We start from the raw sequence: 24,957 nt of genomic DNA on the forward strand, positions 1-24,957 counted from the left end.
GGAATTTTTTAGTTAACCAGATGTGTGCCTTCTGCGAGTTCAATAAAATAAACAGAGCAGTCTTTGTTAAATGCTTTTTTGTAGGCATTGGAAGCGTGTGCTGCAAAGGCTTTGGCTTCCGATTTTGCAATTAAATTAATGGTACAGCCACCAAATCCGCCGCCCATCATTCTAGCACCTAAAACATGTGGGTTAAATTTAGCTTGGTTTACAAGAAAATCTAATTCCTCACAGCTTACTTTATATTGGTGTTGCAGTCCGTGGTGTGAGTCGTAAATTAAGGCGCCTAAAGTTTCTAAATCGTTATCCTTAATAGCTTCAGCAGCTTTTTGTGTACGTTCATTTTCTTGAATTACAAATAAGGCTTTTTGGTAGTTCTCTGGTGTTACTTGATCTTTTATGGTTTCTAAATCTTGTTCGGTAGCATCTCGAAGAGCTTTAATGTTCAATAATTTTGAAATGCTTTCGCAAACAGAACGGCGGTCGTTGTAAGCGCTATCAGATAAACTATGCTTCACATTAGTATTAATAAGCATAAGCTGATGATCTTTAAAATCAATTTTATAAGGTTTCGCTTCAATGCTTCGGCAGTCTAAATGAAGGGCGTGATCTTTAACACCAAACATGCTAGCATATTGGTCCATGATTCCGCAGTTAACCCCGGCATAATTGTGTTCGGCTTTCTGTGAAATATAAATCATGTCTTCCTTAGAAAGGCCTAATTTGAAAAGTTCATTAAGTCCGAAAACCACCGAATTTTCCAAAGCCGCCGATGAAGACATGCCTGCTCCTCCAGGGATATCACCTTTAAAAACAATATTAAAGTTACCAACCGTTTTATTTCTATTTTGAATTTCAGCAACAACACCAAGTACATAATTTTGCCAATGTCCTTCTGTAGAGGGTTTTATTTTGTCAAGTTCAAATTCTATTTTACTTTTTTTATCAAGCGCGTAGGCGGTAGATATGTTTGAGTCGCTTTTTTCTATAGCTGCGGCAATACCTTTGTTTACAGCTGCAGGAAAAACAAAGCCATCATTATAATCGGTGTGCTCGCCAATAATATTGATTCGTCCTGGGGAAAAAATAAGAAGAGGTTCTTTGTTAAACGTGTCGATGTAAACCTTTTTAACATCATTAATTAGTGCTGTGCTCATTTTAGTAGACTTTTAATTAAGATTTAGTTGTAAACTCCAGCTGATGCTGAATTGGTTGTTGGGTTCTAGAACCTGAAGTCCTATTTTATTGTTAAAGCTATCGGATACACCAGTTGTAGGTTCGATAGCAATGATGTTTTCAAATGGAGGCGTGTAGGCCTGCATAAAGTTATTGTCGCCATCGGAGGCTATTTTTAACTCGTAACCAGGTGTTTTAAAATTTACATCTCCAGAGTTTAAAACCCAGCAATCATCAAGTTGTTGGTGTTTTAGTTTGAAGTTTTTAATAGGTTGAATGGTTTCAACGCCAGTGCCGATATTGCGTTCGCCGATTATAATTTTCTTGGTACTATCAAATTGTAGAATACTTTGGTCTAAATCTTCGCAAACAAAGTATGGATGCCAGCCAACCGTAAACGGAAAGGATTTTGAACTGGTGTTTTTTACTGAAAATTCTAAGCTTAAGCCTTGATTGCTAATCGTGTACTTTAGCTTGATTTGGTAGGTGTAAGGAAAACCATTTGACTCATTCTCTTCTTTAAACTTTAATACCACCGAAGCTTTATTTTTTGAAACTTCAGTATCACTAATATCAAAGCGTTTGTTATAAATCAATCCATGAAGGGCATTATTTTCCTGCTTTTGATTGATTTCAAATTGATAGTCTTGGTCGTTAAATGTGTATTGCCCATCTTTTATTCGGTTCGCAAAAGGAAAAAGAATCGCCGAGGCATACGTGTTTTCGTAAATTAGCGGTCTTAAATTCTGAATGATTTGTTGACCGTTTAATGTTAATTCTTGTAAGGATGCACCTTGATTTAGGTGAATTTTAGCATATGTTTTAGAAGTTGAATCTTCAATCTCTAAAATCTGTTCTTCTGGATGATGATTTATGTTATACACAATAATGTGGTTTTATAATGAATGTCTAATGAATATGTTATGCGGATTTTTAACTTGAGTATGTTCGTTGTTTAGAATCATCTCGGCCAAACGTTTCCCCATGTATTTAAAATCTGTTGAAATTGTAGTGATACCCCCTTCAACAACCTCTTTTAAGAGCGTTTCGTTGTATGAAATCACGCCAATATCTTTAGAAATCGCGAGGTTTTCATTTTTCAAAACTTTAATGATATTTAATAAACTCCTGTCGTCTGGTGTGATGAATAAATCGCCTTTTTTTAGAGTTTCAGGCTCAAAAACGGCGGTAATTTGGTAAGGTATCTCGTTTTGCTTACAAAACTTCACGAAGCCCTTTTTCATACCAGAAGGTTGTTTTTTGGGGTCGAAAACCAAAACGAATTGTTTGTATTTTTTTATTAGATCCTTTACTTTACTCAGACTGGAGAATATATCTTTTTCAAAATCCTGATAAATCGCAGCGTAATCTTTGAGGTCGCTATGAAGCTGATCTAATATGAAAACTTTGTCCTTAGGCAACACGTTAATAACTTTCGATGTGTTTTTTAGTAGCCCAGGCATGATGATGTAGTAATGATAGTCGTCTATGTGATCGTTAATCAATTTACTAAAGGTGTTTTCGTTAAAATGATGAAAGAAAATATCAACTTGAATGTTTTTGCCTAATTCTGTAAGGAAAGTATTGTACAAATCTTCCTTAAAACTGTTTAATTCATCAAAAAGTAGAAATACTTTTTGTTGAATATGAACATGTTCACTAGCAACAAAATAGCCCTTACCAACAACTGACTGAATAATGCCTCGGTTTTTTAAATCGTTATAGGCCATTAAAACTGTGTCTCGAGAAAGTTTGTGGGCTTCTTTAATACTGTTAATGGAAGGTAGCTGCATACCTAGGGTTAAATCCCCATTAGAAATAGCCTGTTCTACAGCTAAAATGATTTGCTTATACTTAGGTGTTCCTGTATTTGTTTTTATTTCTATCATAATGCGAAACAAAGATATGAAAAAATATTTTATACCTACCACACCCTACCAGTAGGTTATTTGAAGATTGTTCTAATTTAGTTGTAAATAAATTTTATATTTGCTTTTCAACTTAACTAAAAAACTAACTTATTATGACAGCAGGTTTCGATTTCTGGGATTATGTAGTATTTGTAGCTTACGCCATTTTGATACTAGGCGTAGGTTTATGGGTCTCCCGAGATAAAAAAGGCCACCAAAAGAACGCCGAAGATTATTTTCTAGCAAGTAAATCACTACCATGGTGGGCTATTGGAACATCACTAATTGCAGCTAATATTTCTGCAGAACAATTTATTGGGATGTCAGGCTCCGGGTTTGCCCTAGGTATTGCCATTGCATCTTATGAGTGGATGGCAGCATTAACACTAATTATTGTAGGTAAGTATTTCTTACCTATTTTTATTGAAAAAGGACTGTATACCATTCCTGAATTTGTAGAAAAACGTTTTTCGACAAACCTTAAAACCATCTTAGCCGTTTTTTGGTTAGGACTTTACATTTTCGTGAACTTGGCTTCGGTACTCTACTTAGGGGGATTAGCTATTGAAACGATAATGGGTGTAGATATGATGTATGCTATAATTGGACTGGCATTGTTTGCTGCAGCATACTCTTTGTATGGCGGTTTATCGGCTGTAGCTTGGACCGATGTTATTCAAGTGGTATTTTTAGTATTGGGTGGTTTAATTACAACTTATCTGGCTTTAAATACAGTTTCTGGAGGTGAAGGCGTTATACAAGGTTTTGCTAAAGTATGGGAAGCCGCACCAGAGAAATTTCATATGATTCTTGATGAAACTAATGATAATTACAACAATTTACCGGGTATTTGGGTATTAGTTGGCGGACTATGGGTCGCGAATTTATACTACTGGGGATTCAATCAGTATATTATACAACGTACCTTGGCGGCAAAATCATTACGAGAGTCTCAAAAGGGTATTTTATTAGCAGCCTTTTTAAAGCTAGTTATTCCTTTAATTGTAGTTATACCAGGTATTGCTGCTTATGTTATGGTTAACGATCCATCTATTATGGCTAATTTAGGTGAAGTAGGGCAGTTGAATGTGCCTTCTGCAGCTCAAGCCGATAAAGCATACCCATGGTTACTACAGTTCTTACCAGTTGGATTAAAAGGTGTGGCCTTTGCTGCTTTAGCCGCTGCGGTAGTGTCCTCATTGGCATCGATGCTAAATTCGACGTCTACTATTTTTACCATGGATATCTATAAACAATATATCAATAAGAATGCGACCGATAAAGCGACCGTTAATGTTGGTCGTATCTCTGGAGCAGTAGCTTTACTTATCGCTGTTATCGTTGCTCCACTATTAGGGGGGATTGATCAAGCTTTTCAATTCATTCAAGAATATACAGGAATTGTGAGTCCAGGAATTTTAGCGGTATTTTTACTAGGTTTATTCTGGAAGAAAACTACTAATAACGCTGCGATCTGGGGCGCTGTAGCATCTATTCCGATTGCATTAGCTTTAAAGTTTTTACCTATCCCTATATTTGAGCCTTGGATGCACCAAATGGGAATCACGGCCTTACTTACCATGGCAATAATTATGATATTAAGTCATCTTCAAAATAAAGGTGCTGATGATCCAAAAGGCATTGAATTGTCTAAGGAGTTGTTTAAAACATCTCCAACATTCAATATTGGATCTTTCGTAGTATGTATTTTACTTACTGTGCTTTATGCCTTATTTTGGTAGAAATAAATAATTGATAATTAACAAAAGCATCATAATTATGATGCTTTTGTTGTTTAAGGCACTTTCTAAAGTTCAGTAAATCAAGGTGTTTTTTATAATTTATAATTTTAGTAAAAATTAAGAAGATTTCTTTTGGTTACATTTAAAGTTAATTTATATATTTGCACACCGGAAATCAAAAATGATTTTCTTGAGGGCTCTTAGCTCAGCTGGATAGAGCACCTCCCTTCTAAGGAGGCGGTCGCAGGTTCGAATCCTGCAGGGCTCACAAAAAGCTTCACTAGCAATAGTGGAGCTTTTTTGTTTTAAATACCTTTGTTGCCAACAATACGAGAAAAGCACGAACCATAAAAACAAACAATGAAAAAAACATTACTTATTGGAATTGGAATTGGAATTTCACTTTTAATAGTTGCTTGTGGAACACCACTTTCTACTTTGAGAACTGTAAAGTTTAGTGATAAGAAAGACGAAATCACTACAACACCATCTTTATCTGAATATCTTTTAGCCAATCCAAATCCTAAAATCGTTTTGCGAACAAGTGCAAGATTAATTTCTGATAACGTAACTGAGAAAGAACAGAATAATTACTTATATAATACCATAGAAAGCGAATTGTTGAAAAGTGGATTTATAGTTCGAGACAGGCAACTATTTGAAAAAATTGTTACGAATTCTGATAACAATACTAATTACGAAAACTTAAAACAAAAATCCGATACAGATTTAATCATTGAGTTGACAAATTTGGACAGAAGTATTGTATATCAAACTAATACTTATACTGACGAGAAAGGTCAAGAGAAAACTTCCTCAATGTTGGCTGAAAGAATTTTTTACGGAGCAACTATCGAATTTAAAGTAGTTATGATTAATACTAACGAATTTGCGGGAATTTATAAATTTAATTATGTTCCTTGTGTTGACGGTTGCGAATATAGACCAGCTAAGCGACTTACGAAACGTGAACTTGATGAAGCGAAAAATATTTCATACGAAGCCGTTGAAGAAGATAAATTAATTGAATTTGTGAAAGATGCTACAAAACAATTAATAATGGAAATGAGAAACAAAAATTAAGTATTGTTGGCAACAACGTGTATAGTTAATAGCTATTGTTGGCTAATCGCAGGATTTTTTCTCACAATTTACTATATTGCTTATCACAGAATAACAGCGTACTTGCACGCAACAAACCATCCACAAACACGTTCTAGTCAATTAAAAAAAACAAAATGTCAATAACCAAAGAATCTGAATTAATCGGAATGAAAAAAATTAGTGAAGTTGTTGGAACTACACTAAAATTAATGAGAGAATATGCTAAAGTTGGAATGACAACTAAAGAATTAGATGAATATGGAGGTGAAATTTTAAAGCGTTATGGCGCTAAATCTGCACCTTATGAAACTTATGGGTTTCCTGGTTATTCCTGTATAAGCATAAACAAAGAAGCAGCACACGGTATACCTTCAAATAAAAAAATACTGAAAGAAGGAGATTTAATTAATATTGATGTTTCTGCCGAACTTAGCGGATTTTGGTCTGACAATGGTGGCTCTTTTGTTCTTGGAAAGGACATTTACAATCACCAACCTCTTGTAGATGCTTCTAAAAACATTTTACGTAAAGCTATAAGCAACATCAAAGGTGGAGTAAAAATTTCTGAAATTGGCTATTTAATAGAAACTGAAGCAAAAAAGTCGGGATTTAAAGTTATTAAAAACTTGGCTGGTCACGGAGTCGGTAGGAGTTTACATGAGGAACCTGAAAATATTTTAAATTACAGAGTTAAAAGTAACAAAGAAAGATTCAAGAAAAACACTACAGTTGCAATAGAAACTTTTATTTCAACTAATTCAACTGTTGCTGTAGAATTGAATGACGGTTGGACTTTAGTCGGAAATAAAGGTGGCTATGTAACCCAACACGAACAAACCATACTTGTAACGGATACATATCCTGTCATTTTAACAAAATCGAATGAAATTTGGAATTAAATATCGAGCTACAATAATGTATGAAAATAATTGCTTAATTTAAGGTTGTTGCAATTTTGTTACAGCAATAATTCTAAACTTTCTATGAGATTAGTAGCTTCAATAATTTTAATTCTATAGCTTCTCACAAAATATTTTATTAGAACAAATAGCGATTATATATAAAAAATACAACCCATAAAAAAAGCCTAAAACAAATGTTTTAGGCTTTTACTGTGACCGGGCTGGGGCTCGAACCCAGGACCCTCTCCTTAAAAGGGAGATGCTCTACCAACTGAGCTACCAGGTCAATATTTCAATACAAACTAATTCCTGTTTGCGGGTGCAAATATAGTAGCTTTATTTAATAAAACAAGGCTTTTTTTGAATAAATTTTCGTTTTTTTGTCTCACTTAATTCTATGTTTTTAAAAATCAATTTATAACAGAAAAATGATTATCGTATTAATTGGATATATGGCTTCTGGAAAGACGTCAATTGGAAAAAAATTAGCTGATAAATTAGACTATACCTTTGTGGATTTAGATGAGCTTATTGAAGAAAAGGAAAATGCATCTGTAACTAAGGTCTTTAAAAAGCGCGGTGAGGTTTATTTTAGAAATCAAGAAACGCGATATTTAAAAGAGGTTTTAGCCATGCCAGGGAATATCATTTTGTCTGTTGGAGGAGGTGCTCCATGTTATGGAAATAATATGCAAGAGATTTTAAATGCCGAGAACACGAAAAGCGTATACCTTAAAGCATCGATTCCTACTTTGTCGGAAAAATTAATGCGTAAAAAAGCAAAACGTCCTTTAATAGCTCATATTGAAACCGAAGAAGCTATGGCAGAGTTTATCGGGAAACATCTATTCGAACGATCACCCTTTTACAGTCAGGCCGAATTTATCGTATCGATAGACCATAAAACAAAAGAAGAGGTTGCAGAAGCTGTACTTTCGGAGCTATTCTAAAACAGCTTCGTAGTTTTTACCTTCAAAACTTACTTGAACATGTTCTTTCAAGGAAGTTGATAAAGAAATGCCCTTAAAATCTGCTTTTATAGGGTATTTTTTGTGATTTCTGTTAACGAGTACCGCGGTTTTAAATTGTTTTAATGGCACATTTAAAAAATGCTTGACACCATAGATTAAGGTGGTACCCGAATTTAAAACGTCATCCACTAAAACTAAAGATTTGTTTTGGTAGTCCTCTGGTTTCAACGATGTAGAAATCTCTAACCATGGCTGTTTCTTATCCATGGTAACTTTACAAAGTACAGGTGAAATATCAGATATTTTTTGAAGTACGGTTTTTAGCTTTTTAGCAAAAATATAACCGTTAGTTCCAATCCCTGCAAGAATAACTTCTTTCTCATCAACATTGGTTTCATAAATTTGGAAAGCAATACGGCGTATTTTATGAGTGATTTCGTTGTGATTAAGGATTACATTATTCTTAACAGTCATACCATTTAAATTTAAGCCATAAAATTACTCATTTTTATTTAAGATTCTGTATCCTCAATAAAATTTTCATCGGTATAATTGTCTATGTCTCGGCGGTCTTTTTTAGTAGGGCGACCAGTTCCTTTTTTCCTGTAATAGTCTTTAGAATATTTTAAAAGCTCTTTGGCCTCAAACTGTTCTTTAGGTGTGATATCCGTACGGTAAAGATCTACAATTTTAGCACCCACACGGTTTGGAGGCAAGTCGTTAACCTTAATTTTGTAATTAATTTGATCCTTTCTTAATTCAACAATGTCTAAGGGGTATACATCCCGACTAGGTTTTACAATATCATCATTAATACGTACCTGACCTTTTTTGCATGCAGTGGTAGCCAAAGTTCTGGTTTTATAATATCTAACACTCCATAAGTACTTATCTATTCGCATATAATTAATACTAAAAACTACGTTAATCTTATTGGGCAAGATTATATTAAAATCGTATCTTGCGCCTTCAAAAATAAGGAATATTGCCCTTTGTTTAGTATAATTCGGTCAGCTATGTGTTTAGACCATATATTAAGCTGTTTTCCTTCTATTTAATAAATGACATCGACAATGAAATTAATAAAACTAAGTTTGTTTGTTCTAGGTTTAGCGACCTGTTTTTTATCATGTAAAAAAGATGATGATAGTGATGATGATTCGACTATAGAGGTGCGCGATCGTACAGAACAACAAGCAGAAGACAAAGCCTTACTATTGGATTATCTAGAAACGCATTATTATAATGCTTCCGATTTTGATGGTTCAAATCCAGATCCTAAATCTAAAGACATTGTCATTACTGAACTTAAGGAAAATGAAACCGTGCCTACAGGACATCGTTTGTTAATTCAGGATACAATCATGAAAAACGTGACTTATTATGATACCAAATATGAAATTTATTATTTGGATTTGAATAAAAACGTTAATAAAACAAAGCCGTCTCCACATTTTTGTGATGATGTCGTAACTAATTATAAAGGTTTTACTTTAGATAATGAAGTTTTTGATAGATCGGATAATGGAGCTTTCAATTCCGATTTGTTAAATAATATAGATGCTTGGCAAATTGTAATTCCTGAATTTTATACCGCTGAAAATTTTACCGAAAATACCGATGGGACATCAAACTATATAAATCATGGGGTAGGTGCAATGTTCGTGCCTTCTGGTTTAGCTTATTTTAGTTTTGGTAGCGCCAATATTCCTTCATACACTTGTATTGCTTTTACTTTTGATGTATTGCAAATGTTTGAAAACGATCATGATGGTGACAATGTGCCTTCATATAAAGAAGATCTTAACGGCGATGGCCAGTTTACTTATAATTCGGCTGAAGGTGTGTTTGATGGTGATGATACTGATGGGAATGGCGTTTTAGATTTTCTTGATGCCGATGATGATGGCGATGGGATTTTAACCATTTATGAAGATATTGATGGCGATGGCGATCCTACAAATGATATTGGTAAAAACGGGATTCCTAAATATTTAGACCCCGAAGAGACGGAGGCTAATTACGATGTTGCTGAAGTGACTGAAACTAATTCTGGTATATAAATCATAAAAAAACCTCGATTATCGAGGTTTTTTTATGGCTTATAATGAAGGTTCTAATTAAAGCAACAACGACAAACTCAGTATCAATTGATTTGATCGGGTGTCTAATCTATTTTGAACCCCAGGAATGTTATTATTAATAATAGTGGCTTCGTTTTTAGTAAAGGCGCGTTCGTATCTTAAATCAATACCTATTCTTTTTAAATTAAAACCGAACCCAATATTAAGTCCAACGGTAAAGTCTTTCTCCATATCATCAACCGTTAAACCTTCAAAATCGGTGTCTAAAATGTATTGAAATGATGGGCCTGCAAATAAGCTCAATGGTCCAATAAGATCAAGACCGGCTAGCATCGTAGCGTCAATTTTTTGCATTTTAAAAGCATCACCATCATAATCACTTTTGGTGTTGGTGTAAACCAGTTCGGGTCTTAGAAATATAAAACCACCTGTTTTTCCAAACACACCAATATGAAATCCAGCATTAGCCTTTGGATCTTCATAGGCATTTTCTATAGCATCAAAATAATCGCCGTTAGCGTTATAGTTTAAACCGCCTTTAATTCCCCAGCCAGATCCAGATTGTGCCATGGAAAGACTCGGAATTACAGCGAGTAATAGTACAAACAATATGTTTTGATGCCTTTTGATTTTAAGATTTTTCATGTTTTTCATAATTCTTAAGTTTATTTTCAAGTTTAATTTTTGTTCAAATATAAATTCTAAAACGTCCTGAAAACAGTATTATTTTCTTTTTATAACAATCGTTTTCATTTTTCAGTTAATTATCTTTGCGCTCTGCATATTGTATTTGGTTGTAAAAAGTCAATACAAGGCGGTGTCATATTTTCAAAAGATAATAGAATATAATGAAGTTCGAGATAAACGCACAAGATTCACAAAGTAAGGCGAGAGCTGGTAAAATTACTACAGATCACGGGGTTATTGAAACGCCAATTTTTATGCCTGTAGGAACGGTGGCAACAGTTAAAGGTGTGCACCAACGTGAATTAAAAGATGAGATTAATCCAGATATTATTTTAGGAAATACGTATCATTTGTATCTGCGTCCGCAAACTAATATTATTGAGAAAGCTGGCGGCCTTCATAAATTCATGAATTGGGATAGAAATATTTTAACCGATTCTGGAGGATACCAAGTGTACTCACTTTCAGCCAATAGAAAAATTAAGGAAGAAGGGGTGAAGTTTAAGTCGCATATCGACGGAAGTTACCATACGTTCACACCTGAAAATGTTATGGAAATTCAACGTAGTATAGGTGCCGATATCATCATGGCATTTGATGAATGTACACCATATCCTTGTGATTATAACTACGCAAAACGTTCTATGCATATGACGCATAGGTGGCTAGATAGATGTATTAATCATCTAGAAAAAACACCTTTAAAATACGATTATAACCAAGCATTTTTTCCAATTGTTCAAGGAAGTACTTATACTGATTTACGAAAGCAGTCGGCGGAATATATAGCTAATGCTGGTGCTGTTGGAAACGCTATTGGCGGATTATCGGTAGGAGAGCCAGCCGAAGAAATGTATGCCATGACCGATGTAGTTTGCTCGATCCTTCCGGAAGATAAACCACGTTATTTAATGGGCGTAGGAACCCCAATAAATATTTTAGAAAATATAGCTTTAGGGGTTGATATGTTCGATTGTGTGATGCCAACACGTAACGCTAGAAACGGTATGCTTTTTACAGCACATGGTACTATTAATATTAAAAACTTAAAGTGGGCTGAAGATTTTTCACCTATTGACGAAATGGGGATCACTTTTGTTGATACCGAGTATTCCAAAGCTTATTTACGTCATTTGTTTACGGTTAACGAGTTGTTAGGTAAGCAAATAGCGACTATTCATAATCTAGGATTTTATTTATGGTTGGTTCGAGAAGCAAGAAAACATATCTTAGCAGGAGATTTTAGAACCTGGAAAGACATGATGGTAAAACAAATGAACAACCGCTTGTAAGTGTAATGAAAATTTTAGATTGGTACATACTTAAGCGTTATCTGTTTACATTTTTCATGATGTTACTGCTCTTTATTCCTATTGGAATAACCGTGCATTTGGCAGAGAAAATTGGTAAGATATTAGATAATAATGTGCCTCTTAACGAGGTACTTTGGTACTTATTAGATTTCACCATTTACTTCGCTCATTTATTATTTCCGTTATTTTTATTCTTATCTGTAATCTGGTTTACTTCAAAACTAGCCAATAATACCGAAGTTATTGCATTTTTAAGTTCAGGAGTGTCCTTTTCTAGATTTTTACGCCCTTATATGATTGGTTCTTTTATAGTAGCCATTTTAGCTATAATTATGGGACTATTCTTGGCACCTAAGGCTAGTGAAGGGTTTAACGACTTTAGTTATAAATATTTTAAAACCGGAAGAAGTGCTGTTGAAAATACCAATGTATATAGACAGATTAACGATAAAGACATAATTTACGTAAGTAGTTTTGATGTTAAAAATAGTGTTGGTAATAATTTTACCTTAGAACATTTTGAAGACAATAAACTCAAATTCAAAATTAACGCTACTAGTATTCGTTACATTGAAAGTGATACCACCTACCGTTTAACAAATTATGTGAAACGAGATATTGGTGAAAATGATGATGTTTTAGATATTCAACGTCGAAAAGACACTCTTTTTAGTTTTGATGTAGATGATCTCATTCCTGTTATTTATGCAGCAGAAACTAAAATGTATGGCGATTTAAAAAACTTTATAGCTAAAGAAGAAGCTCGAGGCTCAAGTAATGTGGGGCGTTTTAAATTGGTATTGTACCGTAAATGGAGTTTGCCTGTATCCGTATTTATTTTAACCATTATTGCTGTTGCCGTTTCATCTATGAAACGTCGTGGAGGTATGGGGGTAAACCTAGCCTTAGGAATTTGTATCGCCATGGTATTTGTATTTTTCGATAAAATATTTGGTGTTATGGCCGAGCAATCCGATTTCCCTCCTTTAATTGCTGTTTGGTTCCCTAATGTATTATTTGGCATATTAGCCGTTTTCCTCCTAATTAAAGCCAAACGTTAAGTATAAAAACTATCGTAACCTATTCTCAAGAATTACCATAGTAATGGCCTTAATTATTTGTAAAATATCATTTAATAATGATTGCAAAAACTGCAGATTATCATTTTCAGAATAAAAAATAAAAGCCTTAAATTAATATGTAAATTATTGATTTTGTTGCATTAAAGATGTGCAACATGTTATTTACTAGAGGATAATCCTTAAAAAGAAAGCCAACTTAACATATAACACCATTAAAGTTTTTATATTTGCATACTAACCTAGAATTAAATTACAATAACTAAATTCCTATGGAATATTTAGAATTTGAACTACCTATAAAAGAACTTGAAGACCAGTTGCAAAAATGTGCAATTATTGGCAAGGAAAGCGATGTAGACGTTTCGGAAACATGTTCTCAAATTGAAAAGAAATTAAAAGATACGCAAAAGGAACTGTATAAAAACTTAACACCTTGGCAGCGTGTACAATTATCACGTCACCCAGACAGACCTTATACATTAGACTATATTAAAGCCATTTGTGGCACTTCTTTTTTAGAATTACACGGCGATAGAAGTTTTAAAGATGATAAAGCCATGATTGGTGGCTTAGGTAAAATTGGCGATCAAAGTTTTATGTTTATCGGTCAGCAAAAAGGCTATAACACGAAAACACGTCAGTATAGAAACTTCGGGATGGCAAATCCAGAAGGCTACCGTAAAGCTTTACGATTAATGAAATCTGCCGAGAAATTTGGTATTCCTGTTGTGACCTTTTTAGATACGCCTGGAGCTTATCCTGGTTTAGAGGCTGAAGAACGCGGACAAGGAGAAGCTATTGCTAGAAACATATTAGAAATGACACGTTTAAAAGTGCCTGTAATTACCGTTGTAATTGGTGAGGGTGCTTCTGGAGGTGCTTTAGGTATTGGTGTTGGTGACCATGTTTTTATGTTAGAAAACACGTGGTATTCTGTAATTTCTCCAGAATCTTGTTCTTCTATTTTATGGCGTAGCTGGGAGTATAAAGAGCAAGCTGCTGAAGCGTTAAAGCTAACAGCTTCTGATATGAAAAAATTAAAACTGGTTGACGGTATTATCAAAGAACCTCTTGGAGGCGCGCATAGAAACCGTGAAAAAACTTTTGAAACCGTTGGTGACACGATTCTGAAAAGTTATGAAGAACTTAAAAAGTTATCACCAGAAGATTTAGTTTCTCAACGTATGGATAAATACGCTAATATGGGGGTCTTTAAAGGCTAAACCTATATATACTAAAATATATCAAAATCTGAAGTCATTCCAACTTCAGATTTTTTATGCTTATTAACAAAATAATTAATTTATTAACAGCCGATTGTTGACGATTAGTGAACAATCATAAGCGTTAAAATTCATCAAAAGACTTTCTTTTTATTTACTTTCGTAGTTATGAAACAACCAAATCAATTAGCCTCCTATAAAGTAGACAAAAGCACGCTTATAAGCCTGGAAAAAGGTAAGATACCACCTCAAGCAATTGACTTAGAGGAAGTTGTGCTTGGTGCGATGATGATCGATAAGAAGGGGGTAGATGAAGTTATTGATATTTTAAGTAACGATGCGTTCTATAAAGAATCGCATCAATATATCTTTGAGGCTATTTTTCAATTGTTTGAAAATAGTGAACCTATCGACTTATTAACCGTTTCAACCCAATTGAAGAAAAACGGGAAACTAGAATTAGCTGGAGGCGATTTTTACTTGATTGGTTTAACAAATAAAGTGTCTTCTTCTGCACATATTGAGTTTCATGCCCGTATTATTTTACAGAAATTTATTCAGCGTAGTTTGATTAAAATTTCTAATGAAATTATTGAAGATTCATACGATGAAACTAAGGATGTATTTGATTTATTAGATACCGCCGAATCTAAATTATACGAAGTTACCCAAGGAAATATTAAAAAATCTAGTGAATCGGCATTAGATTTAGTTATTCAGGCCAAGAAGAAAATTGAGGAAATTTCTAATAAAGAAGGTTTAAGTGGTATTCCAACAGGGTTTCATAAATTGGATAAACTAACTTCGGGGTGGCAGCCTTCGGATTTAATTATTATTGCTGCACGTCCAGGTATGGGAAAAACGGCATTAACCTTATCCATGGCAAGAAATATTGCTGTTGATCAAAATATCCCTGTTGCATTCTTCTCGTTAGAGATGGCTTCTGTACAGTTGATTACACGTTTGATTTCGAGTGAAACCGGACTGTCTTCTGAAAAATTACGTACAGGAAAATTAGAAAAACACGAGTGGGAACAGCTTAATGTTAAAGTAAAAGGCTTAGAAAATGCCCCTTTATATATTGATGATACACCATCGCTTTCTATTTTCGATTTAAGGGCTAAAGCACGTCGTTTGGCTTCTCAACATGGCATTAAAATGATCATGATTGATTATTTGCAGTTAATGACGGGTGGTTCTAATCACGGCGGAAATCGTGAGCAAGAGATCTCGATGATTTCTAGAAACTTAAAAGCCTTAGCAAAGGAACTTATGGTTCCGGTAATTGCCTTATCTCAGTTGTCTCGTGCTGTAGAAACCCGTGGTGGAAGTAAAAGACCTTTATTATCCGATTTACGTGAATCTGGTGCGATCGAGCAAGATGCCGATATCGTATCGTTTATTTACAGACCTGAGTATTATAAAATTGATGAGTGGGATGATGAAGAACGCTCGCCAACAGAAGGACAAGGGGAGTTTATTGTAGCTAAACACCGTAATGGTGGCTTGGAGAATATCCGTTTAAAATTCTTAGGACATTTAGGTAAGTTTGATAACCTTGATGAATATGATTCGCCGTTTGGTGATAACGATAACGAATTCCATTCTAAAATGAATGCTGGTTCTCCTGACAATGCTTTCAGTTCCGATGATTTTAAAGCCAGTCCAGATCAAGCTTTTGGAAGTTCATTTAATGATGATGATAACGAAGTGCCTTTCTAGGAGATTTTAATATTTAAAATTTTTATAAAAGGTTTAACCCGCTGTATTTTTTGAGTATCTTTCAACCTATGAAGAAGGTTTTATGTATTCTATTGCTATTTATTTCGTCGCAAGCATTTGCTTCTTACGTTTTAATTCCCATGGATGCCGAGAGTCAAAAAAATCATCTTAAAGCTTATGGCATTACGTATTGGACACTTAATAAAGATTTAAAAGTTAAGTGGCTACTAAATTATCGTGGTGGTTCTTTTTTATTACCCGATACCGAAGCGGTACGTAGAGAATGTCAAATTCGAGGCGTCTCCTTTGAAGTTATTTCCAACGCTAAAACCGAAAGTATTTTAGAAGAAATTAGCAGTCCGAGTCAAAATATGGAGGCTGTTGTGTTAGAAAAGGCACCTAAAATTGCTGTTTACACACCCAAAGGGAAATTACCTTGGGATGATGCGGTAACCATGGTATTACAATATGCCGAGATTCCTTATGAAACAGTTTACGATGAAGAAGTGCTTAATGACGGCTTATTAGTTTTCGATTGGTTACACTTACATCATGAAGATTTTACTGGACAATATGGAAAGTTCTACGCGCAATACCGCGCAACATCTTGGTATATCGAAGAGAAAAAAGAAGCCGAAGCCTTGGCTCTAAAATTAGGATACAATAAAGTTTCTGAAGAAAAACTGGCGGTCTCTTTAAAAATTAGAGATTATGTTATTGGTGGCGGATTTATGTTTGCCATGTGTAGTGCTACCGATAGTTTTGACATTGCTTTGTCGGCCGAAGGTGTTGATATTTGTGAGCCGATGTTTGATGGTGACGGGAGTACAGCCAACTATCAGAACAAAATTGATTACCATAAAACCTTTGCGTTTTCCGGCTTTTTATTAGAACGCAGTCCTTTGGTTTATGAGTTTTCATCTATTGATACGACTAGAAAGCGACATGTGCCCAAATCAGCCGATTATTTTACTTTAATGGATTTTTCGGCCAAATGGGACCCTATTCCAACCATGTTATGTCAAAATCATACAGCCTTGGTAAAAGGTTTTATGGGACAAACAACGGCCTTTACAAAGGATGAGATTAAGTCGAATGTTTTGGTTTTAGGAGAAACCAAATCTAACGGCGAAGCCAAATACATTCACGGGATAAAAGGCAAAGGCTTTTTTACGTTTTATGGAGGTCACGACCCCGAAGATTATCAGCATCGGGTAGGGGATGCTAAAACCGAATTAGATCTACATCCTACATCGCCTGGTTACCGCTTAATTCTGAATAACGTTTTGTTTCCAGCGGCTAAAAAGAAGAAACAAAAAACCTAATAGACTGCTATTATAATTGTTTTGATATGAATGTTTTTCAAAAAGAAGTGCGATTAAAACCGTATTCAAGAGGTTTTCATCTTATTACTGAAGCTGTTTTAAGTGCCATTCCTGAAATAAAAACCATAAAAATAGGTCAGTTACAAGTTTTTATAAAGCATACTTCGGCGAGTTTAACCATTAATGAAAATGCCGATTTTACGGTTAGACAAGATTTTGAAAGTCATTTTAATAAAGTGGTACCCGAAAATGCACCGTATTACAAACATACTTACGAAGGACCAGATGATATGCCTGCTCATATTAAAGCTTCTTTATTAGGAGCGTCGGTTCAAATTCCAATTACAAACGGGAAACTTAATTTGGGGATCTGGCAAGGTATTTACCTTTGTGAACACCGCGATTATGGTGGTGAACGGAAGTTGGTGGTTACGGTTTTTGGGGTGTGATTCTTGTAATACCATTAATTAATGGTTGTTGCTAAACCTTGTCATTTCGACGATAGGAGAAATCTGTGAACGCTTTGTTTTAAGATAAAACCGATCTGAGTAGAGATTCCTCACTTCGTATCGGAATGACATTATATTTATTTTCTTCATTTTAAAAATGACTTGTGTTAAATAAGACCCTTCAGGTTTTTAAAACCTGAAGGGTCTCTAGAAGGTATTAATCTGATAGCTTCAATATAGAGCATTTGTTGTTTTATTTGATTAAAGAATGAATTGTTTTGAAAGAATCCATATTTACCAAATTAATCCTTCAAACTATTAATCATAAGTAATTCACAATCTTGTCATTTGGACGATAGGAGAAATCTCTGATCCCATTGTTTTATGATTAAAGCTGCCTGAGAATAGATTCCTCACTTCGTATCGGAATGACATAACATCTCATTCTAAGATTTTAATAATGACTTGAGTTTAAAAAGACCCTTCAGGTTTTTAAAAGCTGAAGGGTCTCTAGAAGGTATTAATCTGATAGCTTCAATATAGAGCATTTGTTGTTTTATTTGATTAAAGAATGAATTGTTTTGAAAGAATCCATATTTACCAAATTAATCCTTCAAACTATTAATCATAAGTAATTCACAATCTTGTCATTTCGACGCTAGGAGAAATCTCAGAACCCTTTGTTTTAAGATAAACCCCTCATGAAAGGAGATTCCTCACTACGTACAGGAATGACATATCCAATTGGAGTGTCACAGTTCCCTTTTTTAAAATCGGCATGTGTTAACTATAACAACGAATTCTCCGCGTTAGGGATTGCAGAGGAAAGCTTTTGGCGAGGCGAGCATCGAGCCAAAACTTGTAAAGGAAAGCCCGACCAACTGACCTGAGCGGAGACGAAGTGCAGGTGGTAACGCCCAAATTAGTCATAAAAAAAACCGACTCTTTCGAATCGGTTTCCTTTATTAAGCGAATAATATGTTATACAATAGGCAAAAGCCTTATTTTACTTTTTCAATTACAGCTTTGAAAGCCTCTGGGTTATTCATAGCTAAATCGGCTAAAACCTTACGGTTTAATTCGATATCGTTAGCTTTTAATTGTCCCATGAATTGAGAATAAGATAAACCATGTTCTCTGGCTGCTGCGTTAATACGCGTGATCCATAAAGCACGGAATGTTCTCTTTTTGTTTCTACGGTCTCTGTACGAGTATTGCATCGCTTTGTCAACCGCATTTTTTGCTACTGTCCAAACGTTTTTACGTCTTCCAAAGTAACCTTTTGCTTGTTTAAGAACCTTTTTTCTTCTGGCTCTTTTTGCTACAGAATTTACTGATCTTGGCATAATTTTAAATGTGTTTTGTAGTAGGCGGTTAAACTTTGTTATTGGTTTCTAGTTATTGGTTTTTGGTCTATTGCTAGAGGTCAAACTTTTAACTTTTAACTTTTAACTTTTAACTCTTTTAAACTGGCCTAACTCCAGGGTTTATAAATTGTTTTAACCGATTAAAACCGATGCTTATTTTAAACGCATCATGGTTTTAATGTTATCCTCATCTGCTTTGTGTACCAAACCATCATGAGTTAACTTAAGCTTACGCTTTTTAGACTTCTTTGTTAAGATGTGACTCTTAAAAGCGTGCTTTCTTTTAATCTTACCAGTACCCGTTAACTTGAAACGTTTTTTGGCACTAGATTTTGTTTTCATTTTAGGCATTTTCTTTTCCTAGATTATAATTACTTCGCTTAATTATTTTTACGCTAGATACTTTTGGTATCAGCTTTTACTTTCCCTTGAACCGATGTATTACTTTTTTGGAGCAATAAACATCGTCATACGTTTACCTTCTAATCGAGGCATTTGCTCTACTTTTCCAAATTCTTCAAGATCTTGAGCTAATTTTAATAGCAAAATCTGACCTTGTTCTTTGAAAATGATCGAACGTCCTTTAAAGAATACGAAAGCTTTTAACTTAGCGCCTTCTTTTAAGAATTTCTCGGCATGTTTCTTTTTAAACTCGTAGTCGTGATCGTCGGTTTGTGGACCAAAACGAATTTCTTTAATGATAACCTTAGTGGCTTTCGATTTTAAAGCTTTATCACGTTTCTTTTGTTCGTAAAGAAACTTCTTATAATCCATAACCTTACAAACCGGTGGGTCTGCATTAGGAGATATTTCTACAAGATCTAACTCTTGCTCGTTAGCGATTCTTAAGGCATCACCTTTAGTGTAAATACCAATCTCAACGTTATCACCTACAAGGCGTAACTTTTGAGCAGTAATTTTAGAGTTAATTTTATGCTTGTCTTCTTGCGAAACCCTTCTTGGTTGCTGTCTTCTTCTAATTGCTATGGCGTTATGGTTTTAAATTAAACTTATATTATTTGTTAAAACGATTTCAACGTTTTTTTAATGTCTTCTTTTATAATTTCAGAGAAAGCTTCAACGGAAATCATTCCTAAATCTGCTCCACCATGCTGGCGTACAGTAATTTTGCCTTCTGCCTCTTCTTGCTCCCCGATAATGATCATATAAGGATGCTTCTGCATTTCTGCTTCACGAATTTTCTTCCCTATAGTTTCATTTCTATGATCTACAAGGGCGCGAATTTCGTCATTTTCTAGCAAATTTAAAACTTTTTGTGAGTATTTTTCATATTTCTCGCTAATTGATAATATAATTACCTGTGTTGGCATGAGCCAAAGCGGGAAATTACCCCCTGTATGTTCTAACAATAAAGCTACGAAACGCTCCATACTTCCAAACGGCGCACGGTGAATCATTACTGGGCGGTGTGACTCATTATCGCTGCCTTTGTAAGATAATTCAAAACGTTCTGGTAAGTTATAATCCACTTGAATGGTACCTAGTTGCCAGCGTCTTCCCAGGGCATCTTTAACCATGAAATCTAACTTCGGACCGTAAAAAGCAGCTTCACCTTCCTCAATAACGTAATTTAAACCTTTATCGGAAGCGGCGTTAATAATTGCTTGTTCTGCTTTTTCCCAGTTAGCAACATCACCTATATATTTATCTGGGTTTTTAGGATCGCGTATAGATACTTGTGCTGTAAAGTTTTCAAATCCTAATGAACCGAATACATAAAGCACCAAATCGATAACATCTTTAAATTCTTTATCCAATTGATCTGGAGTACAGAAAATATGAGCGTCATCTTGAGTAAAACCTCGAACACGGGTTAAACCGTGCAATTCACCACTTTGTTCATAACGATAAACGGTACCAAATTCAGCAAAACGTTTTGGTAAATCTTTATAACTCCATTGGGTACTGTTGTAAATCTCACAGTGGTGCGGACAGTTCATTGGTTTTAATAAAAACTCCTCATCTTCCTTGGGTGTTAAAATAGGTTGGAAGCTGTCTTCACCATATTTAGCATAATGCCCAGAAGTTTCATAAAGCTCTTTTTGTCCAATATGTGGTGTGACCACCATTTCGTAACCAGCTTTTTTCTGAGCCGCTTTTAAGAAATTCTCTAAACGCTCACGTAAAGCAGCACCTTTTGGTAACCATAATGGTAAACCTTGGCCTACACGTTTTGAAAAAGTAAAAAGCTCAAGCTCTTTACCTAATTTTCTATGGTCACGTTTTTTTGCTTCTTCAAGCATTTCTAGGTATTCGGTCAATTCTTTTTGCTTCGGAAATGAAATACCATAAACACGTGTTAACTGCGGGTTGTTTTCATTACCTCTCCAGTAAGCACCGGCAACACTTAAAATTTTAACAGCTTTTATAATCCCTGTGTTAGGGATATGTCCGCCACGACATAAATCGGTAAACGTTGAATGGTCACAAAACGTAATGGTTCCATCCTCTAGGTTTTCGATTAATTCCGTTTTAAACGGATTGTTTTTATATAAATCTAAAGCTTCTGCCTTACTCGCCGAGCGCATTTTAAAATCATGCTTTCCTCTAGCGATTTCTAGCATTTTAGTTTCAATAGCTTTAAAATCCTTTTCAGATACATTATGATCTCCAAAATCTACATCATAATAAAACCCGTTTTCAATAGCAGGACCAATGGTAAGTTTTGCGCCTTGGTATAGTTCTTCTATGGCTTGCGCTAATACGTGAGCCGAACTGTGCCAGAAAGCTGTTTTACCTTCGTCGTCTCTCCAGGTGTATAAAACTAAAGATCCATCCGTGGTTAAAGGTGTAACTGTTTCAATGTTTGTACCATTAAAATTTGCCGAAATCACGTTTCTTGCAAATCCTTCACTAATGCTCTTAGCAACATCCATAGGTGTAACGCCTTCATCAAACGTTTTCACACTGCCATCAGGTAATGTAATATGTATCATATAAAAATTTAAAATCAGGTTGCAAAGATAATGGTATAAACAAATACTCACAATATATATATAGGTATAATTTGTGTTAAGGATTATTCAAAATTAAAATGATGTGCTACTCCTATATATAATGTATATGTTATATTGTGTGTTTCTATATACCTATATATAAGGATACCATTAAAATATATGTTAAGCATATGTACGGGGACATAGTTGTTAGAAATTAAGTGTTAGTAAACCATATATATAATAGGATAGTTGTGCTAGAGTAGGAGTAGATCTAAATAAAACTCAGCTTTATATTGGTAAGTGAATATTATTATCAAAGTTTAAGCTAGTGTAAGGTGTAATTTTGATTAATAAGGGAATGTTACTATTTTTAAAATCATTTTTTCTGTTAGAACATACTAGTTTTCTAGTTGAATTCTCAATATTAGCCTTTCGGCGGAAGGCTCTTCAGGTACATGATGGTTACCATTTATAGTAATATCTACGACAAGCATCTAGATTCTTTTAATGAGTATGACATCTGAAGCGATTATTTTAAAGTGTAAACAGCACGTTTACTGAAAGTTAAAATCATCATCAAAAAAACTTCAAAAAAAAGCGCTAAAAAGTTTGTTTGGGATTAAGAAAGGTTTGTATATTTGCACCCCGCTAACAAAGGCATGTGCCTTTAAAGCGGAAGTTCATTGAGTGATTTTGGTATTAAGATAAGGTTAAAAAACTTTAAAAAAATAATCAAAAAAAATGTTGCTAGGTTCTAAAAAGGTTGTATGTTTGCAGCCGCTAAAAACAGCAGGTCTGTTGGAGGTGAGAAGTTCATAAAGTGATATTGGTTATTAAGATTTAAAGCGAAAAAAAACTTTAAAAAAAATATCAAAAAAACATTGTGAGTTAAAAAAAAGGGTTTTACATTTGCACCCGCTTAGCAAGGAAACGAGCTAAAGAAAAGAGAAATAAGTTCATAAACATATTGAATTGACAGCGTAAGGATTAAATTGGAAACGATTTAATTCAACAAAGAGAATAGACCATTTTGAGTACTAGAGATTCTAATTAGTTGTTAAAGTTGTTACCTTATAGGTAGCACATAAAAATTTAACGATGAAGAGTTTGATCCTGGCTCAGGATGAACGCTAGCGGCAGGCCTAACACATGCAAGTCGAGGGGTAACATTGGTTGCTTGCAACCAGATGACGACCGGCGCACGGGTGCGTAACGCGTATGCAATCTACCTTTTGCTACTGGATAGCCCAGAGAAATTTGGATTAACACAGTATAGTATCATATTACTGCATGGTATTTATGATTAAAGGCTACGGCAAAAGATGAGCATGCGTCCTATTAGCTAGTTGGTGTGGTAACGGCATACCAAGGCAACGATAGGTAGGGGCCCTGAGAGGGGGATCCCCCACACTGGTACTGAGACACGGACCAGACTCCTACGGGAGGCAGCAGTGAGGAATATTGGACAATGGAGGCAACTCTGATCCAGCCATGCCGCGTGCAGGATGACTGCCCTATGGGTTGTAAACTGCTTTTATACAGGAAGAAACTGCTCTACGTGTAGAGTTCTGACGGTACTGTAAGAATAAGGATCGGCTAACTCCGTGCCAGCAGCCGCGGTAATACGGAGGATCCAAGCGTTATCCGGAATTATTGGGTTTAAAGGGTCCGTAGGTGGATGATTAAGTCAGGGGTGAAAGTTTGCAGCTCAACTGTAAAATTGCCCTTGATACTGGTTATCTTGAATCATTATGAAGTGGTTAGAATATGTAGTGTAGCGGTGAAATGCATAGATATTACATAGAATACCAATTGCGAAGGCAGATCACTAATAATGTATTGACACTGATGGACGAAAGCGTAGGTAGCGAACGGGATTAGATACCCCGGTAGTCTACGCCGTAAACGATGGATACTAGCTGTTCGGATTTATCTGAGTGGCTAAGCGAAAGTGATAAGTATCCCACCTGGGGAGTACGTTCGCAAGAATGAAACTCAAAGGAATTGACGGGGGCCCGCACAAGCGGTGGAGCATGTGGTTTAATTCGATGATACGCGAGGAACCTTACCAGGGCTTAAATGTAAGTTGCATTAGTTAGAGATAGCTATTTCTTCGGACTACTTACAAGGTGCTGCATGGTTGTCGTCAGCTCGTGCCGTGAGGTGTCAGGTTAAGTCCTATAACGAGCGCAACCCCTGTTGTTAGTTGCCAGCGAGTCATGTCGGGAACTCTAACAAGACTGCCAGTGCAAACTGTGAGGAAGGTGGGGATGACGTCAAATCATCACGGCCCTTACGTCCTGGGCTACACACGTGCTACAATGGTAGGGACAGAGAGCAGCCACTTCGCGAGAAGGAGCGAATCTATAAACCCTATCACAGTTCGGATCGGAGTCTGCAACTCGACTCCGTGAAGCTGGAATCGCTAGTAATCGCATATCAGCCATGATGCGGTGAATACGTTCCCGGGCCTTGTACACACCGCCCGTCAAGCCATGGAAGCTGGGAGTGCCTGAAGTCCGTCACCGCAAGGAGCGGCCTAGGGTAAAATCGGTAACTAGGGCTAAGTCGTAACAAGGTAGCCGTACCGGAAGGTGCGGCTGGAACACCTCCTTTCTAGAGAAAGACGACTAATAAGTATCAATAACTATTACGAAAAGATAGTTTATTCTCATTGCTGTTAATTTAAAATAAACAATTTAGTAGAGTCTCATAGCTCAGCTGGTTAGAGCGCTACACTGATAATGTAGAGGTCGGCAGTTCGAGTCTGCCTGAGACTACAAATTGAAGTTAAAAGTTATAAGTGAAAAGTTAAAAGTTCACGAGTAGTTTTTAAAACGTTCATTAAAAAAAGGAAATTTTAGAAGTTGGGAAACCAGTTTGCAGTACGCAGTTGCAGTACACAGTACATCACTAACTGATTACTGGATACTGATACTG

General features: G+C 35.4%; 21 protein-coding genes, 3 tRNA genes and 1 rRNA gene. 14 read left to right on the forward strand and 11 right to left on the reverse strand.

Going from position 1 to position 24,957, the window contains the following annotated elements; all coding sequences use genetic code 11:
• Positions 1 to 8 precede the first annotated feature (8 nt).
• Genes galK through JJL45_RS08850 form a run of 3 tightly spaced genes read right to left on the reverse strand, consistent with a single transcriptional unit; the run spans position 9 to position 3,065 of the window.
• On the reverse strand, positions 9 to 1,157 hold the full coding sequence (galK, locus tag JJL45_RS08840) for a galactokinase (protein WP_068602836.1): 1,149 nt from the start codon (positions 1,155 to 1,157) through the stop codon (positions 9 to 11).
• A gap of 12 nt (positions 1,158 to 1,169) precedes the next feature.
• Positions 1,170 to 2,060: an aldose 1-epimerase gene (locus JJL45_RS08845; RefSeq protein ID WP_202664108.1), complete on the reverse strand. Its 891-nt coding sequence runs from the start codon at positions 2,058 to 2,060 to the stop codon at positions 1,170 to 1,172.
• A gap of 12 nt (positions 2,061 to 2,072) precedes the next feature.
• A complete protein-coding gene (locus JJL45_RS08850; RefSeq protein ID WP_068602834.1) occupies positions 2,073 to 3,065 on the reverse strand; it encodes a GntR family transcriptional regulator in 993 nt (330 codons plus the stop codon).
• A 134-nt stretch (positions 3,066 to 3,199) separates the two neighbouring features.
• On the opposite strand from JJL45_RS08850, the gene JJL45_RS08855 reads away from it, so the two are divergent.
• The 4 genes from JJL45_RS08855 (at position 3,200) to map (ending at position 6,831) form a co-directional block, all read left to right on the forward strand.
• Complete coding sequence (locus tag JJL45_RS08855; protein WP_068602833.1) at positions 3,200 to 4,828, forward strand: sodium/sugar symporter; 1,629 nt, start codon at positions 3,200 to 3,202, stop codon at positions 4,826 to 4,828.
• A gap of 194 nt (positions 4,829 to 5,022) precedes the next feature.
• A tRNA-Arg gene (locus tag JJL45_RS08860) sits at positions 5,023 to 5,096 on the forward strand.
• Between the two features lie 92 nt (positions 5,097 to 5,188).
• Complete coding sequence (locus JJL45_RS08865) at positions 5,189 to 5,911, forward strand: hypothetical protein (protein WP_068602832.1); 723 nt, start codon at positions 5,189 to 5,191, stop codon at positions 5,909 to 5,911.
• Positions 5,912 to 6,066: 155 nt separating this feature from the next.
• Positions 6,067 to 6,831: a type I methionyl aminopeptidase gene (gene map / locus JJL45_RS08870; RefSeq protein ID WP_068602831.1), complete on the forward strand. Its 765-nt coding sequence runs from the start codon at positions 6,067 to 6,069 to the stop codon at positions 6,829 to 6,831.
• A gap of 216 nt (positions 6,832 to 7,047) precedes the next feature.
• Here map and JJL45_RS08875 read toward each other — a convergent pair.
• Positions 7,048 to 7,120, reverse strand: a tRNA-Lys gene (locus JJL45_RS08875).
• A gap of 142 nt (positions 7,121 to 7,262) precedes the next feature.
• On the opposite strand from JJL45_RS08875, the gene JJL45_RS08880 reads away from it, so the two are divergent.
• Positions 7,263 to 7,784 (forward strand): shikimate kinase, encoded by a 522-nt coding sequence (locus JJL45_RS08880; protein WP_067150918.1) that lies wholly within the window; start codon positions 7,263 to 7,265, stop codon positions 7,782 to 7,784.
• Here JJL45_RS08880 and JJL45_RS08885 read toward each other — a convergent pair.
• Positions 7,776 to 8,279, reverse strand: a complete 504-nt coding sequence (locus JJL45_RS08885) for a phosphoribosyltransferase family protein (RefSeq protein ID WP_067150915.1) — start codon at positions 8,277 to 8,279, stop codon at positions 7,776 to 7,778. The two genes, JJL45_RS08880 and JJL45_RS08885, sit on opposite strands and share 9 nt — an antisense overlap.
• A gap of 38 nt (positions 8,280 to 8,317) precedes the next feature.
• On the reverse strand, positions 8,318 to 8,707 hold the full coding sequence (locus JJL45_RS08890) for an RNA-binding S4 domain-containing protein (RefSeq protein WP_067150912.1): 390 nt from the start codon (positions 8,705 to 8,707) through the stop codon (positions 8,318 to 8,320).
• A 171-nt stretch (positions 8,708 to 8,878) separates the two neighbouring features.
• Between JJL45_RS08890 and JJL45_RS08895 the strand changes: the two genes are divergently transcribed.
• Positions 8,879 to 9,868 (forward strand): FKBP-type peptidyl-prolyl cis-trans isomerase, encoded by a 990-nt coding sequence (locus tag JJL45_RS08895; RefSeq protein ID WP_068602830.1) that lies wholly within the window; start codon positions 8,879 to 8,881, stop codon positions 9,866 to 9,868.
• 57 nt (positions 9,869 to 9,925) lie between these two features.
• Here JJL45_RS08895 and JJL45_RS08900 read toward each other — a convergent pair whose 3' ends face one another.
• The gene (locus tag JJL45_RS08900; RefSeq protein WP_317191920.1) at positions 9,926 to 10,543 is read right to left on the reverse strand and encodes an outer membrane beta-barrel protein; all 618 of its coding nucleotides are present in this window, start codon (positions 10,541 to 10,543) and stop codon (positions 9,926 to 9,928) included.
• Between the two features lie 194 nt (positions 10,544 to 10,737).
• Between JJL45_RS08900 and tgt the strand changes: the two genes are divergently transcribed.
• The 6 genes from tgt (at position 10,738) to JJL45_RS08930 (ending at position 17,690) form a co-directional block, all read left to right on the forward strand.
• Positions 10,738 to 11,868, forward strand: a complete 1,131-nt coding sequence (tgt, locus tag JJL45_RS08905) for a tRNA guanosine(34) transglycosylase Tgt (RefSeq protein ID WP_068602829.1) — start codon at positions 10,738 to 10,740, stop codon at positions 11,866 to 11,868.
• A 5-nt stretch (positions 11,869 to 11,873) separates the two neighbouring features.
• Positions 11,874 to 12,950 carry an LptF/LptG family permease gene (locus tag JJL45_RS08910; RefSeq protein ID WP_082935897.1) on the forward strand — a complete coding sequence of 359 codons (1,077 nt, stop codon included), beginning with the start codon at positions 11,874 to 11,876 and terminating at the stop codon, positions 12,948 to 12,950.
• A 290-nt stretch (positions 12,951 to 13,240) separates the two neighbouring features.
• Entirely contained in the window at positions 13,241 to 14,194 is a 954-nt protein-coding gene (locus tag JJL45_RS08915) for an acetyl-CoA carboxylase carboxyltransferase subunit alpha (protein WP_068602827.1), read from the forward strand.
• 168 nt (positions 14,195 to 14,362) lie between these two features.
• A complete protein-coding gene (dnaB, locus tag JJL45_RS08920) occupies positions 14,363 to 15,916 on the forward strand; it encodes a replicative DNA helicase (RefSeq protein ID WP_068602826.1) in 1,554 nt (517 codons plus the stop codon).
• Between the two features lie 68 nt (positions 15,917 to 15,984).
• Positions 15,985 to 17,241, forward strand: coding sequence for an asparagine synthetase B (locus JJL45_RS08925; protein WP_202664109.1), 1,257 nt, complete (start codon positions 15,985 to 15,987; stop codon positions 17,239 to 17,241).
• A 26-nt stretch (positions 17,242 to 17,267) separates the two neighbouring features.
• Positions 17,268 to 17,690, forward strand: a complete 423-nt coding sequence (locus JJL45_RS08930; RefSeq protein ID WP_068602824.1) for a secondary thiamine-phosphate synthase enzyme YjbQ — start codon at positions 17,268 to 17,270, stop codon at positions 17,688 to 17,690.
• A 1,001-nt stretch (positions 17,691 to 18,691) separates the two neighbouring features.
• Here the strand turns inward: JJL45_RS08930 and rplT are convergent.
• From rplT to thrS, 4 genes are all read right to left on the reverse strand, one after another.
• Positions 18,692 to 19,036 (reverse strand): 50S ribosomal protein L20, encoded by a 345-nt coding sequence (rplT, locus tag JJL45_RS08935; protein ID WP_067150884.1) that lies wholly within the window; start codon positions 19,034 to 19,036, stop codon positions 18,692 to 18,694.
• A 174-nt stretch (positions 19,037 to 19,210) separates the two neighbouring features.
• On the reverse strand, positions 19,211 to 19,408 hold the full coding sequence (rpmI, locus tag JJL45_RS08940) for a 50S ribosomal protein L35 (RefSeq protein WP_067150881.1): 198 nt from the start codon (positions 19,406 to 19,408) through the stop codon (positions 19,211 to 19,213).
• Positions 19,409 to 19,498: 90 nt separating this feature from the next.
• A complete protein-coding gene (infC, locus tag JJL45_RS08945) occupies positions 19,499 to 20,044 on the reverse strand; it encodes a translation initiation factor IF-3 (protein ID WP_262509421.1) in 546 nt (181 codons plus the stop codon).
• A gap of 35 nt (positions 20,045 to 20,079) precedes the next feature.
• Positions 20,080 to 22,014 (reverse strand): threonine--tRNA ligase, encoded by a 1,935-nt coding sequence (gene thrS / locus JJL45_RS08950; protein WP_068602822.1) that lies wholly within the window; start codon positions 22,012 to 22,014, stop codon positions 20,080 to 20,082.
• Positions 22,015 to 23,112: 1,098 nt separating this feature from the next.
• Here thrS and JJL45_RS08955 point away from each other — a divergent pair.
• Together JJL45_RS08955 and JJL45_RS08960 are read left to right on the forward strand one after the other, a co-directional pair.
• Positions 23,113 to 24,633, forward strand: a 16S ribosomal RNA gene (locus JJL45_RS08955).
• A gap of 90 nt (positions 24,634 to 24,723) precedes the next feature.
• Positions 24,724 to 24,797 (forward strand) — tRNA-Ile (locus JJL45_RS08960).
• Positions 24,798 to 24,957: the final 160 nt, after the last annotated feature.

It is taken from the genome of Tamlana sp. s12 (genome assembly GCF_016767215.1).
In the GTDB taxonomy this organism is placed as follows: Bacteria; Bacteroidota; Bacteroidia; order Flavobacteriales; family Flavobacteriaceae; genus Pseudotamlana; species Pseudotamlana agarivorans.

Excerpts from the sequence above, each read along its gene's own strand:
- galK (WP_068602836.1), bottom strand. The coding sequence starts at position 1,157 with ATGAGCACAGCACTAATTAATGATGTTAAAAAGGTTTACATCGACACG.
- JJL45_RS08850 (WP_068602834.1), bottom strand. The coding sequence starts at position 3,065 with ATGATAGAAATAAAAACAAATACAGGAACACCTAAGTATAAGCAAATC.
- JJL45_RS08855 (WP_068602833.1), top strand. The coding sequence starts at position 3,200 with ATGACAGCAGGTTTCGATTTCTGGGATTATGTAGTATTTGTAGCTTAC.
- JJL45_RS08865 (WP_068602832.1), top strand. The coding sequence starts at position 5,189 with ATGAAAAAAACATTACTTATTGGAATTGGAATTGGAATTTCACTTTTA.
- map (WP_068602831.1), top strand. The coding sequence starts at position 6,067 with ATGTCAATAACCAAAGAATCTGAATTAATCGGAATGAAAAAAATTAGT.
- JJL45_RS08880 (WP_067150918.1), top strand. The coding sequence starts at position 7,263 with ATGATTATCGTATTAATTGGATATATGGCTTCTGGAAAGACGTCAATT.
- JJL45_RS08885 (WP_067150915.1), bottom strand. The coding sequence starts at position 8,279 with ATGACTGTTAAGAATAATGTAATCCTTAATCACAACGAAATCACTCAT.
- JJL45_RS08890 (WP_067150912.1), bottom strand. The coding sequence starts at position 8,707 with ATGCGAATAGATAAGTACTTATGGAGTGTTAGATATTATAAAACCAGA.
- JJL45_RS08895 (WP_068602830.1), top strand. The coding sequence starts at position 8,879 with ATGAAATTAATAAAACTAAGTTTGTTTGTTCTAGGTTTAGCGACCTGT.
- JJL45_RS08900 (WP_317191920.1), bottom strand. The coding sequence starts at position 10,543 with ATGAAAAACATGAAAAATCTTAAAATCAAAAGGCATCAAAACATATTG.
- tgt (WP_068602829.1), top strand. The coding sequence starts at position 10,738 with ATGAAGTTCGAGATAAACGCACAAGATTCACAAAGTAAGGCGAGAGCT.
- JJL45_RS08910 (WP_082935897.1), top strand. The coding sequence starts at position 11,874 with ATGAAAATTTTAGATTGGTACATACTTAAGCGTTATCTGTTTACATTT.
- JJL45_RS08915 (WP_068602827.1), top strand. The coding sequence starts at position 13,241 with ATGGAATATTTAGAATTTGAACTACCTATAAAAGAACTTGAAGACCAG.
- dnaB (WP_068602826.1), top strand. The coding sequence starts at position 14,363 with ATGAAACAACCAAATCAATTAGCCTCCTATAAAGTAGACAAAAGCACG.
- JJL45_RS08925 (WP_202664109.1), top strand. The coding sequence starts at position 15,985 with ATGAAGAAGGTTTTATGTATTCTATTGCTATTTATTTCGTCGCAAGCA.
- JJL45_RS08930 (WP_068602824.1), top strand. The coding sequence starts at position 17,268 with ATGAATGTTTTTCAAAAAGAAGTGCGATTAAAACCGTATTCAAGAGGT.
- rplT (WP_067150884.1), bottom strand. The coding sequence starts at position 19,036 with ATGCCAAGATCAGTAAATTCTGTAGCAAAAAGAGCCAGAAGAAAAAAG.
- rpmI (WP_067150881.1), bottom strand. The coding sequence starts at position 19,408 with ATGCCTAAAATGAAAACAAAATCTAGTGCCAAAAAACGTTTCAAGTTA.
- thrS (WP_068602822.1), bottom strand. The coding sequence starts at position 22,014 with ATGATACATATTACATTACCTGATGGCAGTGTGAAAACGTTTGATGAA.